The organism is Coriobacteriia bacterium (assembly GCA_013334745.1).
Classification (GTDB): domain Bacteria; phylum Actinomycetota; class Coriobacteriia; order Anaerosomatales; family JAAXUF01; genus JAAXWY01.
In genome coordinates this window covers 1-14,043 of record JAAXWY010000011.1, presented here as the reverse complement: position 1 = coordinate 14,043, position 14,043 = coordinate 1, and the positions used below count along the sequence as shown (strand labels likewise).

15 protein-coding genes are annotated in these 14,043 nt (G+C 62.6%); all 15 read right to left on the bottom strand.

Going from position 1 to position 14,043, the window contains the following annotated elements; translation table 11 throughout:
• Positions 1–75: 75 nt before the first annotated feature.
• Complete coding sequence (aroQ, locus tag HGB10_04665; GenBank protein ID NTU71094.1) at positions 76–510, bottom strand: type II 3-dehydroquinate dehydratase; 435 nt, start codon at positions 508–510, stop codon at positions 76–78.
• Positions 507–2,135, bottom strand: coding sequence for a 3-dehydroquinate synthase (aroB, locus tag HGB10_04660; protein ID NTU71093.1), 1,629 nt, complete (start codon positions 2,133–2,135; stop codon positions 507–509). The genes aroQ and aroB overlap by 4 nt, the downstream gene beginning before the upstream one ends.
• On the bottom strand, positions 2,132–3,283 hold the full coding sequence (gene aroC, locus HGB10_04655) for a chorismate synthase (protein NTU71092.1): 1,152 nt from the start codon (positions 3,281–3,283) through the stop codon (positions 2,132–2,134). Before aroC ends, aroB begins: the two co-directional genes overlap by 4 nt.
• An 80-nt stretch (positions 3,284–3,363) precedes the next feature.
• Positions 3,364–3,981, bottom strand: coding sequence for a hypothetical protein (locus HGB10_04650; GenBank protein ID NTU71091.1), 618 nt, complete (start codon positions 3,979–3,981; stop codon positions 3,364–3,366).
• Between the two features lie 10 nt (positions 3,982–3,991).
• Positions 3,992–4,603 (bottom strand): type 4a pilus biogenesis protein PilO, encoded by a 612-nt coding sequence (gene pilO, locus HGB10_04645; protein ID NTU71090.1) that lies wholly within the window; start codon positions 4,601–4,603, stop codon positions 3,992–3,994.
• Complete coding sequence (locus HGB10_04640; GenBank protein NTU71089.1) at positions 4,603–5,244, bottom strand: hypothetical protein; 642 nt, start codon at positions 5,242–5,244, stop codon at positions 4,603–4,605. The genes pilO and HGB10_04640 overlap by 1 nt, the downstream gene beginning before the upstream one ends.
• Positions 5,245–6,369, bottom strand: a complete 1,125-nt coding sequence (pilM, locus tag HGB10_04635) for a type IV pilus assembly protein PilM (protein NTU71088.1) — start codon at positions 6,367–6,369, stop codon at positions 5,245–5,247. It lies immediately after the preceding gene.
• Between the two features lie 263 nt (positions 6,370–6,632).
• Positions 6,633–6,992, bottom strand: coding sequence for a prepilin-type N-terminal cleavage/methylation domain-containing protein (locus tag HGB10_04630; protein ID NTU71087.1), 360 nt, complete (start codon positions 6,990–6,992; stop codon positions 6,633–6,635).
• Between the two features lie 127 nt (positions 6,993–7,119).
• Positions 7,120–7,920: a prepilin peptidase gene (locus HGB10_04625; GenBank protein ID NTU71086.1), complete on the bottom strand. Its 801-nt coding sequence runs from the start codon at positions 7,918–7,920 to the stop codon at positions 7,120–7,122.
• Between the two features lie 162 nt (positions 7,921–8,082).
• Positions 8,083–8,430, bottom strand: a complete 348-nt coding sequence (locus HGB10_04620; GenBank protein NTU71085.1) for a prepilin-type N-terminal cleavage/methylation domain-containing protein — start codon at positions 8,428–8,430, stop codon at positions 8,083–8,085.
• A gap of 233 nt (positions 8,431–8,663) precedes the next feature.
• Positions 8,664–9,872, bottom strand: a complete 1,209-nt coding sequence (locus HGB10_04615; protein ID NTU71084.1) for a type II secretion system F family protein — start codon at positions 9,870–9,872, stop codon at positions 8,664–8,666.
• Between the two features lie 38 nt (positions 9,873–9,910).
• On the bottom strand, positions 9,911–11,584 hold the full coding sequence (gene tadA, locus HGB10_04610; protein ID NTU71083.1) for a Flp pilus assembly complex ATPase component TadA: 1,674 nt from the start codon (positions 11,582–11,584) through the stop codon (positions 9,911–9,913).
• A gap of 102 nt (positions 11,585–11,686) precedes the next feature.
• Complete coding sequence (locus HGB10_04605; protein NTU71082.1) at positions 11,687–12,937, bottom strand: hypothetical protein; 1,251 nt, start codon at positions 12,935–12,937, stop codon at positions 11,687–11,689.
• Between the two features lie 2 nt (positions 12,938–12,939).
• The gene (locus tag HGB10_04600) at positions 12,940–13,470 is read right to left on the bottom strand and encodes an ATP/GTP-binding protein (GenBank protein NTU71081.1); all 531 of its coding nucleotides are present in this window, start codon (positions 13,468–13,470) and stop codon (positions 12,940–12,942) included.
• A gap of 14 nt (positions 13,471–13,484) precedes the next feature.
• A partial coding sequence (locus HGB10_04595; protein ID NTU71080.1) for a hypothetical protein occupies positions 13,485–14,043 on the bottom strand: 559 nt, incomplete at its 5' end.

Here is a 14,043-nt window from a genome sequence, read left to right as displayed (position 1 = left end):
CCCCATCATCGTGCCACTTCCCTCTACCCATTCTACGCCGCACACCGCTGCGTAGCCGTGCCCTTCACACACGCGCTAGCTCACCAGTTTGGCGGCCGCGCGCAACCCAAGTGCGTACGATGCGGTACCAAACCCGCTGACCTGACCCGCGCACACCGGCGCGATAACACTCTCTCTCCGGAAGTCCTCACGGGCGGAAATGTTGGACAGATGAACCTCTACGACCGGAATCGCTATCGCCGCGACTGCATCGCGCAGTGCGTACGAGTAGTGCGTGAACGCTCCGGGATTGAACACAATCGCGGAAAACGTGCCCTCCGCCTGCTGAACCGCGTCGATCAGCTCGCCCTCGTGGTTGCTCTGCACGAACGCGACCTCGACGCCGAGTTCGCGAGCGAGGTCGTTCAAGTCGGACTCGATACCGGCGAGGCTTGTGGAGCCGTAAACCTCAGGCTCACGCGTGCCAAGAAGGTTCAGGTTGGGCCCGTTGAGCACAAGTACGCGCGTCATGGCGTCCTCCTGACCTTCGACTCCAACCAAGCGTCGAGGTGCTCGGCGATCACGGCGTCCGCGATCGGCTCGCACCTCCACGTTCCTGGAGCTTCCACCAGTACGAATCGCACCGTTCCACCTCGTGCCTTCTTGTCGGAATGCATTGCCTCAAGCACCAATTGCGGATCCAGCGCCTCTGTCATCGCTCCCAATCCGAGGGTATCGAGGATGGCATCCTGCCTCGCGACGAACTCCCTGCTCCCACCCGAAACCTCGACCGAGAGTCTCGCCGCAAATCGCATGCCCTCCGCGACCGCGATCCCGTGCGGAACCGCGCCGTAACCGGCAACCTTCTCGATCGCATGCCCGAGCGTGTGTCCGTAGTTCAAACACTCGCGCGGTCCTACCTCGGTTTCATCGGCAGATACGACGCTCGCCTTGAACCTGACGCACCGAGAAACTGCCTCGATAATCGTCCGTTCATCCCTGGAAACGAACCGCTCAGCGGCGGCCTCGAGCCAGCTGAAGAACTCCTCACCGTCTACAACTGCGCTCTTCGCCACTTCGGCGGTTCCACTGCGCCATTCGCTCTGCGGCAACAACTCCAGAGTATTTGTGTCCGCTATCACAATTGTAGGCTGTTTGAAGGCGCCTGCCAGGTTCTTGCCGGCTTTGAGGTCCACACCGGTCTTGCCGCCAACGGATGAGTCGACTTGCGCGAGCAGAGTGGTTGGAACCTGAGCAAAGCCAATCCCGCGCAGGTAGGTCGCCGCCACAAAGCCGGCTAGGTCGCCGACTACGCCGCCGCCGAGCGCGACCACGAAGTCAGTCCGCTCGAAGCGCAGTTCCGCCAGTGCCTCAAGGATCTCCCCAGCCACGGCCCAGTTCTTGGAGTCTTCACCCGGAGCTACAGCGAGGGGATGAACCGCGTAGCCTTCTTCGATGAGCTTTCGCTCCACCGTAAGACCGAACAGGTCTCCGACCGTCGTGTCAGTGACAAGCGCAATTCGCCCGGCCGTTGGCGCACCGATGCGCAGCAGCGCCCCAGCATCCTCGAGGACACCCGGCCCGATGACCACCTCATACGGCATCTCGCCGACCTTGACCGGGACGACAACCGGTCGGCCGCGCCGGGGCGCCGATGCAACACGCAGCACCACCTCATCCACGACCTCAGCAATAGGCCGACCCACAGTGTCGACCTCGTAGTCCGCTGCGGCTGCGTAGAGTTCGCGTCTTGAGTCCAACAACGACCGCGCGGCCAACTCAGGGTTCTCACCCGCGAGAAGTGGTCGCGTCGACGGATCAGCAATTCGCTTGAGAGCCTCATCGGCAGTCGTAACAAGATGGACCACGGTTCCAAGCTTGCGCATGCGCGTGACAGACGTCGGCATCGTGACAAGACCGCCCCCGCATGCGACCACTGAGTCACAACGGTCCGCGATCGACCCAAGGGCCTCGAGCTCGAAGGCGCGAAACGCCGCTTCGCCATCACCCTCGAAGATCTCGACGATTTCTCGGCCCTGCTGCCCCGCGACTACTTCGTCCAGGTCGATGAACGGCCGACCCAGTCGCTCAGCCACGAGAGGACCAACCGTCGACTTGCCGGCGCCCATGAACCCGATCAGGAATACGTGACTCATCGGCTGATCCGGGAGAGGTAGGCATCACGCGCTACGAGCATGTCCTCAAGGCAGTCCCCACCGAACTTCTCCATGTAGGCGGTTGCCAGCACGATCGCGACCTCGGCCTCACCCACGACGGCCGCCGCCGGGACCGCACAGATGTCGCTGCGCTCCTTGCTCGCGTCCACCGGCTCAAGGCTATCGAGATCCACGCTCGCGAGAGGGCGCATCAAGGTCGGAATCGGCTTCATCGCGGCGCGCACGACGAGCGGCTCACCGTTCGTCATGCCGCCTTCGAGTCCGCCGGCACGGTTCGTTGGCCGATGAAAGCCGCTCTCGGCATCGTGATGAATCTCGTCATGGGCCTGGCTACCGGGCACCGCCGCGGCCGCAAACCCCAGACCGAACTCGACGCCCTTGATCGCAGGAATCGAGATCACAGCACCTGCAAGCCGTGCATCGAGACGACGCATCGCCTCGGCGTACGATCCAAGGCCTGGGACGAGCCCGGTAGCGGTCACCACGAACACCCCACCCAGCGACTCGCCATCAGCGCGGGCTGAGTCTATGCGTGCCTTCATGGACTCCGTGGCGTCAGGGTCCGGGCATCGAACGGCGCTTGACTCGACGACCTCGGGATCGACTGTCGATGGATCGTCGACCAGGGGCATGACCACCCCGCCGATAGCCTCGACGTAGGATCTCACCGACACACCCATGGCACTCAGGAGCGCCTTCGCGACACCACCCGCCGCGACGCGCGCGGCCGTCTCGCGCGCGCTCGCACGTTCAAGGATGTCTCGGGCGTCGTCCGATCCGATCTTCAGCACGCCTGCCAGGTCGGCATGTCCCGGACGTGGGTGCGTCTCGCGAATCCCGTCAGGGCGCACGCCTGAGGTACTCATGACATCAAGCCAGTTCTCAAAGTCCCGATTCGCCACAGCCAGCGCAACCGGGCTTCCAATGGTCTTGCCGAACCGAACACCCGAAAGGATCGTCGCGCGATCGGTCTCGATGCGCTGCCGGCCACCTCGACCGTAGCCGCCTTGACGGCGCGCAAGATCACGGTCTATGGCGTCAGTGTCGATAGGGATTCCCGCGGGCACATCAGTGACGATCGCGGTGAGCGCCCGCCCATGGGATTCGCCTGCAGTCTCGTAACGCATATCCGGGCCTTTCGTTCACTTGGTGGTCGAAGCCGGCCGGGTGCGACCGGCGGACATGCTCGGCCACGCGGCCGGACGCGCTACTTGTCCCAGGATCCGGTGTAGCCCTGGCCCACGGTGAGGGTGATTCGACTGTCGCCGTACAACATGACGACGGAATCGGAGTAGATGGTCACGACCTCCCATGGCGATTGGGCGACCTGGTCGCCCTCACGGCACTCGTACACCGCGCCGTTCCACTCGAACGTCGCGACTCGCTCACCCGAGTCCGTGTGAATCGACTTCAGGATGAGGGTGTCGGTCGCGCCGCTCGCCGTTGGTGATGTGTCGCCACTCGAGCCGCCGCTACCGGAATCGGCGTCCGTACTCGACTGTGCGGGCGTGACCGTGGGCGCAAAGACGTTGCGGAAGGTGAATGTCTCGTCCAGCGGCTGCTCAGGCGGGTCCGTGGGTACGATGCCCTCGGTCGCCGGGTTGGACGGAGCTGTGGCGGTGGTCGAGGAGCTAGGAGCAACCTTCTGAGCGGCGGAACCGAAGAGGAAGAAGAACGCGAGAGCGCCTACCGCAATCAGCACCAAGAACAACAGCACACCGCCGACCACGAGCTTGCCAGCGGTGGAGGAGAGAAAGCCTGAAGTCGCCGAGGCAGGCTTCTGATCTGGTCCCACCGGCGGCTGCCCATTCGTGTTGTCGGCCATGTTCCCTCCCCTACTGTGCAGTCGAAGTCGCGGACGGAGTCGCGGTCTCGACCGCGGCAGGGATCAGATACGTCTCAATTGAAATCACAGAGCTCACCGCATACGCAGGCACCTTGGAGTTTCGGCGCTCAGGCAGTGCCCCGCTTCCGGCCACAGTCACGTTCGTACCGACGACCCGGACACCGCGATCCAACTTCATCAGTGACTGCAGGTAGTCGACGGTATCCGCCCACGTCCCAAGCACCTCGATCGAGATCGGCACTGCGGCATACCCCGTCAGCTGAGTGGGCTGTGTCGGAGTGACGCTGATGACCTGAACGCCGCTCTCGTATGCGGAGTCCTGCAGCTCGATAATGAGCGAGGGCAGGTCGGGCGTCTCGGGAACCTCATTCATGAGCCCAAGCCACTTGGCGTTGGTTTCGATCGCGCGGTCCTTGAAGCCCTGCCGCTGCTCGAGTTGGAGCTTTGCGGCGTCGGCCTGTGCTTCAGCCTCAATGACCTGCGTGTTGAGCTTGCGCACCTGCTGAAACTGCGGGTACACAAGCGCTGCAATCAGGGCGACGAGTACAAGTACGGCCGCGACAATGGTGATGACCAGACGATCACGAGGAGAGATGGACATCACTCAGCACCCCCCGTTGGGGCTACTGTCGAGGTCGATGGCGTGCTCTGCGAGAACTTCGCCGACGCCGTGAACTGAACCACGGGTGTGCCTGTGTCGATAGAACTGGATACATCCCAGTTCTTCCAGGTCTGATTCGCTGCATTCGTGAGCCACACGTCGGTGACCTCTGAAAGCTCATTGAGCCGCACAAGCGTCTTTGCGACCGACTTGTAGGCGACATTCATGCTTTGGCTGCTCGACCGAGGCGTGTTGGCGACCATCGACAGTCCGTTGGCCTGGTCGACACTCATTGAATCGAGCCACACCTCGTCGGGAAGAACGAGGGACACCTCTTCGACCACACGACCGAAGTTGAAACGACCGGCCAACGCCGTCTGGACGATCGCCTGTCGGTCGGTGAGCTCCTGCTCCTTCTTCTCAAACACGTCGAACGCCTTGCCCTGTTCGGCGTACTGCTGCGCTCGATCCTTGGCTGACTGCAACTCATCGCTCTTCTGCTGCACGGAGAAGTAGAGGCCGGCCGCAACGAGCAGAACGATGAGCACGAGACCAAGCGTGATGATGAAGACGTACCTGTACCAGCCTTGGAACCTCTGGCGATCAAGTACCTCCCGAGGGAGCAGGTTGATGCGAAGCATCTACACCACCCCTCCCAGCGCCAAGCCGATCGCTGCAGCACAGCCCGCGCGATCCGGCAGCACGGAGGACTCGACTGAGCCGCTCATCTGCAACCCGGCCAGCGCGTCCCCCAGCACGACCTCGGTCTGGAGACCGCGTCCGAGGTACACGGGCAGGTTCCGAAGCTCGGCCCCGGTGCCTGTGAGGTAGATCCGACCGATGCTTCGAACCTGCACGGCCTGGGTGAGATAGTAGTCAAATGACCTGCGAACCTCGGCGATGAACTTGTTCGCTTCGCGCTCGAGCGCATCCTGCACCGCGGAGAGCGTGGCGGCATCGAGATCCGGGTGCGACTCGGCCGGCTGATCGATATCGGGCAGCCCCGCCCTGGCCTTAAGGTTCTCGGCTTCGTCAAACGTCAGATTCATGACGTTGGCAATCGCTTGCGTGAACTGGTTTGCGGCAAGCGATGACACGCGAGTGAAACGCGGAAGCCCACGCTCCACGACCGCGATGTTCGTCAGCCCGGAACTGATGTGGACGATACCCACGGCCTCAGCCGGGTTCTCGGCCTCCTCGGAGAGCCACTTAGGGGTGGCCCCCAGCAGGGCGCGAACCAGCGCGAATGCCGTGACGTCGACCTGCGCGAGCTGAAGACCGGCGCCTTCGACCGCGGAGACGATGTTGCCGATCATGTCCCGCTGGGCCGCGACGAGGAGAACTTCCATCATGTGCTCGTCAGCCGGGGTCATGTAGTCACCGATGATCTGGAAGTCGATGATCGCTTCCTCGATCGGAATCGGGATGTAGTCTTGGGCTTGGTACTGAATCGCACCCGCGAGTTCGGCGCGCTCCATGTACGGCAGGTCGACTAGGCGAACGACGACCTTCTGGTTCGAGACCCCGACAGCAACCGACTTGTTGCGCACGCCGCTGCGGTGCCACAACTCCTTGATGGCCGCGGAAACGGCTTCGGGATCCACGACTTCGCCTTCAACGACCGCACCGAAAGGCATCGGCGCAATCCCGTACGCGGTCAGTGAATGCGAAGCACCGCCGGCCTTGATCTGCGCGGCGCGGATGAAGTCGGTCCCGATGTCCAGACCGACAGGCGGTAGTGCGGCACCGAACGATACCGGGGCCAACGCGTCCTCCCTCAACTGCTACAACAAATCCACGACTACTACTGTGACGAATGACCCGTGGAAATGATACCACAGAGTGTATCGCAATCATGCTCGTCAAGTCCCCACCAGCCCCGAAAACAGCCAAGCCACGAATCGGACTCGCTCATGCATCTTCTCGGAACCGTGGGTCGGTGGCTTCCGGGCTTCTGCGCAGAGTATCGTCACTTCGTGGCTTCGGCTGTAGTGCGAAAGCCCTGCGGCCTTCACTCGTGTGAATGAACTTAGTAGTGCTGGTGGGCCGGCGCTCCCATCGAGCAACTGACTACCGTGCCCTGGTCATCGATCTCATACGGGTTCATCGCGGCGTCGCACGGACATATCGGCGCTTCAGCGATGTACACGGGAACCGCCCATCCTGCGCCGTCAACCGCACCTCCGGCAGGCATTGCGCCGTTCACGGACGCGTACGTCTGCGCTGCGCCCTCGATGGAGCGCTGGTTCGCCCAACACGACTTCATCTGGGCGTTGGCCTTGGCGGCGCCGAGTACCGGAATGGCGATCCCCACAAGAATCCCGACGATGAGTACGATGACCATGATCTCGAGGAGTGTGAATCCCTCGTCTGCTGTGCACTTCTGCATGTGTTCAACCCTCCTATCTCCTTCCGTCGCTGACTCGGATCGTCGAGATGTTACGGCTCGATTATCGTCAGGCGATACAGAGGTCTGGAGGAGCCAGGCACACGCGCGTGTGACCGAGCGCACACACCTAGAACGTGAGGATGTGCAGGTACCAAGCGACGAGGGGCACGCCGACAAACGTCACAATCACGGCCGAGGCCGCCAGAGCAGGCCCGAACGGAAACGTGTTTCGCAGCCCATCCGGTGAAGTCCGAGCCGAGATCAAGCCATACACCGCCCCGATGAGGCTTCCGATGAAGAGTGTCAGCAGCGCATATGGGCCGAGGAACAGACCGATCGCCCCGAGCAGTTTGACGTCTCCCATCCCGAATCCGTCCACGCCACGCACCTTCTGATACGCAAGTGCGATGAACAGAACGAGCCCTGCAGACGAGAGCGAACCCGCGACAGCGAACGCGGCCGGGTTTGACAAGACCCCGCCGCCCGGACCGATGAGCGGAGCCGCCGGGATACCGAAGAGTGAGAGCCCGACGCCTACCGCACCGATGAGCGCGAGCAGCCCGACAAGCGGGTTGGGCAGACGCTTTATGTCCAAGTCGATGAATGCCAGAAGCACCAGAAGGTAGAAGAACGCGGCGCAGAAGCCAGCTTGGACCGTCGGGCCGAACTGGATGGCCGCCAGAAGCCATAGAACACCGGTCAGCAGCTCGACTGCCGGATATCGTGCAGAGATCTTCGTCCCACACGCACGGCAACGTCCGCGCAGCAGCATCCACGAAAGAACGGGGACGTTGTCATACCAGGCGATGGCGGTGTCGCACACGGGGCAATGCGAGCCGGGTGTCGACAGTGACTCGCCTCTCGGAAACCGCCAGATCACGACGTTGCCGAACGAGCCGAAGATGAGCCCGAACGCGAAGGCACACATGTTGAAGAAGATGTTCAGGATTCACTCCAAGTCGCGGGTACGCGCCCATTCTAGCGTGTGAACGCGCGAGTGCCGCCCCAAAGGCGGCCCGGGGCATGCGACAGGGCCGGCAGCTTAGCTGCCGGCCCTGAGGGCTTCGTGCTTGGATGGAACTCGGTCGGCCTAGAAGTGACCGTGAACCGGATCCCCGTAGCCGCAAGCAGCGACGGTGCCACTCGTACCGAACGAGTACGCGGCCTTCGAGGCGTCAGCCGGGCAGAACGGCGCGACCTTGATGTAGGTCGGCGTCAGCGCAGCCGGGCTTGCAGGAAGCGTACCGTCGTTGTCGGCGGCGTAGGTCTGTGCCGCACCCTCGATCGTGCGCTGGTTCGCGAAGCACGACTTCTTCTGGGCGTTGGCCTTTGCAGCATTGAAGACCGGAATAGCGATAGCAACAAGAATACCGATAATGAGCACGACGACCATGAGTTCCACGAGTGTGAAGCCCTCGTCCTTACGGAACATCTTCATGACCCCGCACCTCCTTCCCCCCTACTGGGGATTGTGGGAGCCTTTTGCTCCCAACCCTGACAAGTAGTGTATCGGTGCCCCGAGCGTGGACTTTAGAACTTTCTTAGCAAGTTCTCAGGACGCTCCCCCGACACATCCGATATGAGTTGTGTTCCCTGTGATCAATGAACACAAACTCAGTCATCCAAGGCGCCGACCAACGCGTCGACAGCCTGTCCTGCTGAATTGAACGACTAGTTGACGAGCGTGATGACCTGAAACATCGGGAGGTACAGCGCGATGACCATGCCGCCGACGATCACGCCGAGCGACGCCATCATGAGCGGCTCGATGAGTGACGTGAGACCGTCCGTAGCGACGGCGACCTCTTCATCGTAGAAGTCGGCGATCTTGTTGAGCATCGCGTCGAGCGCACCGGTCTCCTCGCCGACCGCGATCATCTGAACGAGCATCGACGGGAATACCTTCGATTCGGAGAGCGGCTTCGCGATCGTCTCGCCTTCCTTGATTGCATTGCGTGCGTGCTTCACGGCGTTGGCGACAACTTCGTTGCCCGAGGTATCCGCGACGATATCCAGCGCGGAGAGGATCGGTACGCCCGCTGAGACCAAGGTGCCGAAGGTCCGAGTGAACTTCGCGAGGGCGATCTTGCGGGTCAGCGGTCCGAATACGGGCATGTTGAGCTTCGCGCCGTCCCATATTGTCTTTCCCGGTCCGGCCGACCACCACTTGAACAGCGAAACGGCGGCGAAGATGCCTACGGCCAGTGCGATTCCCCACACGCTCGTCACGAGGTGGGATACATCGACGAGCATCTGCGTGATCGCCGGAAGCTTCCCGCCCATATCGGTGAACATCTTCTCGAACGTCGGCACGACGAAGATCATCATGGCCGCCAAGACAACGAGGACAAGCCCGCCCATTGCAATCGGGTAGGTCATCGCCGACTTGATCTTGTTCTTGAGCGCCTGCTCGGACTCGAGGTGATCGGCGAGGCGGCTGAGCACCTCGTCGAGCACACCACCCGTCTCACCTGCACGAACCATGTTCACGAAGATGGCCGGGAACACCTTTGGGTGCTTGCCGAGGGCATCGGACAGCGACTGCCCGGCCTCGACATCCTTGCCTATCTGCGTGATGACGACCCGAAGTGCCGCACTTTCGGTTTGGGCCGACAGGATCGAGAGACACTTCGTAAGCGAGAGGCCCGCGCTGATCATCGTCGCGAACTGCCGCGCGAAGATGGCGACTTCCTTGGGTTTGACCGATGAAGCGAACTGGATGTCATTCAAGGCGGCGAAGCCGCCCTGCGTGTCGAGCTCGAGGATGATATAGCCCATCTGGGCCAGCCGATTCTGAACGGCCTCTTTGCTGTCGCCTTCGAGCTTGCCCTTGACGACCTTGCCGGCCTTGTCACGAACCGAGTACACATACGTCGCCATGATGACCCCCAATCCTGCGACAGCTGCTCGCTGCCGAGCTATACGATGACCCGGACGACCTCTTCTATCGACGTCTGGCCCATGCGGACCTTCTCAAGACCGTCTTGCCTCAACGTTCGCATGCCCTGTGAGATCGCGACTTCGCGAATGGCTTCAGAAGTCGCCTCCTCAACACACAGCTTACTGATCTCCTCGGACATCATGAGGACTTCGTGCACACCGATCCGGCCGCGGTAACCGGTGCCGCCGCACTTCTTGCAGCCGACGGCGCGATACACGGCCTCCGGGAGATTATCGGCATCGTAGCCCGCGTCTATGAGCACTTCCGACTTCGGGCGCCACTCCTGCTTGCAGTCGCCGCACAGCTTGCGCGCAAGGCGCTGGGCAAGAACGCAGTCAACCGCAGATGAGACCAGGAACGGCTCGACGCCCATCTCTATGAGTCGGGTGACGGCGCCGGCCGAGTCGTTCGTGTGGAGTGTTGAAAGCACGAGGTGACCGGTGAGCGCCGACTCGATGGCGATTTGAGCCGTCTCCTGATCGCGAATCTCACCGATGAGGATGATGTCGGGTGAGCAGCGCAGGAAGGAGCGCAGCGCTCGCGCGAAGGTGAGTCCGGCTCGGGAGTTGACCTGGCATTGATTGACTCCGGGCAGTCGATACTCGACGGGGTCCTCGGCTGTGATGATGTGCCTCGCCGGGTCATTGAGTACGTTGATGGCGGCATAGAGCGATGTCGACTTGCCCGACCCCGTGGGCCCGGTCACGAGAACTGTGCCGTAGGGTTTCGAGAAGGCCGACTGGAAGCGATCAAGCGACGACGGCAAGAACCCGAGGTCCTTGAGCTCGAGCAGAATCGCGTCCTTGCGAAGGATCCTGAGAACGACTCGCTCGCCGTAGACCGTGGGTAGAGTGGACACACGGAAGTCGACGGTGTGACCTGACACCACGACCGCGCAGTGCCCGTCCTGCGGTTTGCGCGACTCGGCTATATCGAGCTCAGACATGATCTTGAGCCGCGAGATGATCGACGTCTGGATCGACTTCGGTGCGGGCTGCATCGCTTCGTGAAGCACACCGTCGATGCGGAATCGAACACGAAGATCGTGCTCCTGCGGCTCGATGTGAATATCGGAAGCCCTGTCGGCGACCGCTTTCTGAATGATGTAGTTCACCAGCTTGACCGCCGGCGCTTCGCTCTCGACCTCGGTCAATCCCGCGAGATCGTCGTTGCTCAGCTCGTCCGTGCCGTGGAACAGGTCGCTTTCCTCGGACTCTGCCTCTCGGTAGTACTGCTCGATGGCTGCGACGATATCGTCCTTCGTCGAGATCGCGGGCCTGATCTCGTAGTTCGTGATTATGCGCAGGTCATCCAGCGCGAGGACGTTCTGCGGATCGGCCATCGCAACGACCAGATGATCGTCGCGAATCTCAATCGGCATCAGGATGTAGCGACTCGCCATCTCACGCGAGACGAGACAGACGGCGGCAGGCTCAGGCCGCACCTCGGCGAAATCGATGTACTCGATGCCGATCTGATGCGCCATGACCGACAGGATGGCGCCTTGGGTCGCGTATCCAAGGTCAACAAGGATGCGCCCGAGCGGGCTGCCGGTCGCGCGATGCACTTCGAGCGCATCGTTGAGTTGCTTCTCGGTGACAATCCCTGCTCGCATGAGCAGTGCGCCGAGCCGCTGTCTCGCTTCCGCCATCTACGACCTCTTCTACGACTGCGGAGACGCGCACTCGATCGTGAAGCCCCCAGCGCGCGCAACCATCATACGACGATTGAGGCCCGGTGACACCTGACCACCTCAGGCGTCATCCGTTGCGGACCGAAGGTCCTCGAGCAGAGCGTCCGCGTATCGTCTGAATCGATCGTGAGTCGCCGTGCCGGCCTTCACGCCAACCCGATGGTCGCCGAACCACATCTCGATCGGAGCCACGAGTTCATAGTCGGACGGCGGGCCTTCGGTGGAAACCGCCGAGGCGCCGGCCAACGGACCCAGTTTGGTCTCGGCGGGTGGGGCAGCGCTGAGGTCGACCGTATGCACCACGGCGCGTGGGCGGGCAGGAAGATCATCCTCAGCGGAGTGGACCGCCGGGTTCTCCAGCAACGGCTGCGGCTCAGGTTGCGGCTGCGGCTCCGGTTGCGGCTTCGGCGATTCGGACACGGCCGGGGATGCGCCCACCTCTGAGACCGTCGGGGGCTCCCAGACAAGCTGCTCCCGATCCTCAAGCGCCTCGTCTGCGCTCTGGGTGCGCGGCTCAACGACCTCAACGCGATCCGGCGCCGCCACCACTTGTTCAAAGGAGGCGTCGCCCGAAGGTGCGAAGGGAAGAACCAGGATGCCGTCCGCGTCGGGGGCGCCCAGCGGCGACACCCACGCGACAGGCTCCGGATTCGGCGCGGCCACCGCGACGACCGCCTCGAGGGGCTCCGGATCCTCTGCAACCGGCTCGTACGTTGCGACGCCGGCCGGTTGCGGCACGGGGTCCGCGTCGGCACGCCCTACCTCCGGAACGCTGAGCAGCCGAGTCAGAGGCGACTGACTCTCCACAGGTGCATCCGACTGCGGTTCCGGAGTGGTCGCCACGGTGACACTCGGAGGCATGATGGGCGGGAGCACCGGAGCGGGCGCACTGTACGCGACCGGCGCATCCAGCTCGGTCGGGCCTTCGCCGGACGTGATCACCTGAGGTACGCGCAGTTCGCGCTCGGCGGTGACCTCGAAGGCGGCGATGCGCGTATCCAGCGCCGCAGGCGGAAGGTGCTCCGCGGGCGCCGGGGTCTCGGGGGGCATCCAGACACCCGTGCGCAGCGGACTGAACAGCGCAGCATTCGGGCTGTCCTGGTCGATGGTGACCTCGACGCCAGCGAGGCTCATGTCGAATTCGGAGCCGCCTTGCGCGGTCACATCTGCCCACTCCGCCTCTGAAGCCAGGGGTGCGGTCTCATCGAAGTGGGAGCGTTCGCCGCCTCGGATCATCGTCCAGATCGTGGCGATGATCGCGATGACCAGTAGTGCCGTTGCGCCGCCGAGTATGAGGACCCGCGGATCCATGGTCACGAGCCCATACTCTCCAGGATCTCGTAGAGCAGGCCGAGAAGTACGGCCTTCACCGAGTCCCGGTTACGCGCGTCAACGGGCAGAAGCGGAACTCGATCCTCAAGGCCGAGGTCGGCCCGAACCTGCTGAATCTGCTCGGTGTCGTCTGCGGCGACCTTGTTCGCGGCCACAACAAAGGGGACATCCGACATCTCTCTGAAGAAGTCGATCATCCCCTTCGCGTCCTCGAGCGTCGATGGCTCGGACGCGTCGACGATGAGAACGAAGCCGAGCATGCCTTCGGAGAGGGTCTCCCACATGAAGGAGAAGCGCGACTGCCCGGGCGTGCCGAAGAGATAGAGCACCACGTCATCCGAGACCGTGATACGACCGAAATCCATAGCGACCGTGGTTTCGCCGGATCCCTCAGCGGATCCGTCGGAGATCTGGCGCTCGGTCGAAAGCACCGTGATCTCGCTCACCGACTTGATGAACGTCGTCTTGCCCGCATTGAACGGACCTGTGATGACGACCTTGACCGACTGCATCCTGGACGACTCCCCTACAGACTCTTGATACCGTCGATGATCTTGAGCAATGTATCCCGATCCACGCGCGTATCCCTACTCAGTGTCTCTGTACCACTCTCGGGAATGCGATTGACGCTCGCGGACGGTCGAGACGGTCGACCCACCCCCGTAAGAGCCGACAACTCGTCAGTCAGGCCGCCGTCGAAATCGATATCGCCACCGCCGATGTCATCGAGGAAGGAGTCAGTCGAGATGACTCCCGCCGGCTCGACCGTCGGAGCGACTTCGCGCAGCAGCTCCTCATCGAAGTCGAACGCGGCATCGGGCATCGATTCGTAGAGGGGTGGCGGAGTCATGCTTGAAGGGGCGACCTGCGCTGCATCCGACTCAAGCGAGTCGAGCAGCTCCGAGAAGTCGGGGGTCTCGGCGGTCTCCACGGAGTCGACGATGTCGGTCTCCACTTGGTCGACGTCGGGTGCCGGCTCAATCTCGACGACAGCAATCGGCTCGGCTGCGGCGACATCTTCAGCGGGCAGCGCGTCCGGAATCGGCACAACCGCAACCAGCGACTCGTCGGCGCCGAACTGGCGA

Excerpts from the sequence above, each read along its gene's own strand:
- aroQ (NTU71094.1), bottom strand. The coding sequence starts at position 510 with ATGACGCGCGTACTTGTGCTCAACGGGCCCAACCTGAACCTTCTTGGC.
- aroB (NTU71093.1), bottom strand. The coding sequence starts at position 2,135 with ATGAGTCACGTATTCCTGATCGGGTTCATGGGCGCCGGCAAGTCGACG.
- aroC (NTU71092.1), bottom strand. The coding sequence starts at position 3,283 with ATGCGTTACGAGACTGCAGGCGAATCCCATGGGCGGGCGCTCACCGCG.
- HGB10_04650 (NTU71091.1), bottom strand. The coding sequence starts at position 3,981 with ATGGCCGACAACACGAATGGGCAGCCGCCGGTGGGACCAGATCAGAAG.
- pilO (NTU71090.1), bottom strand. The coding sequence starts at position 4,603 with ATGTCCATCTCTCCTCGTGATCGTCTGGTCATCACCATTGTCGCGGCC.
- HGB10_04640 (NTU71089.1), bottom strand. The coding sequence starts at position 5,244 with ATGCTTCGCATCAACCTGCTCCCTCGGGAGGTACTTGATCGCCAGAGG.
- HGB10_04630 (NTU71087.1), bottom strand. The coding sequence starts at position 6,992 with ATGCAGAAGTGCACAGCAGACGAGGGATTCACACTCCTCGAGATCATG.
- HGB10_04625 (NTU71086.1), bottom strand. The coding sequence starts at position 7,920 with ATGTGTGCCTTCGCGTTCGGGCTCATCTTCGGCTCGTTCGGCAACGTC.
- HGB10_04620 (NTU71085.1), bottom strand. The coding sequence starts at position 8,430 with ATGAAGATGTTCCGTAAGGACGAGGGCTTCACACTCGTGGAACTCATG.
- HGB10_04615 (NTU71084.1), bottom strand. The coding sequence starts at position 9,872 with ATGGCGACGTATGTGTACTCGGTTCGTGACAAGGCCGGCAAGGTCGTC.
- tadA (NTU71083.1), bottom strand. The coding sequence starts at position 11,584 with ATGGCGGAAGCGAGACAGCGGCTCGGCGCACTGCTCATGCGAGCAGGG.
- HGB10_04605 (NTU71082.1), bottom strand. The coding sequence starts at position 12,937 with ATGGATCCGCGGGTCCTCATACTCGGCGGCGCAACGGCACTACTGGTC.
- HGB10_04600 (NTU71081.1), bottom strand. The coding sequence starts at position 13,470 with ATGCAGTCGGTCAAGGTCGTCATCACAGGTCCGTTCAATGCGGGCAAG.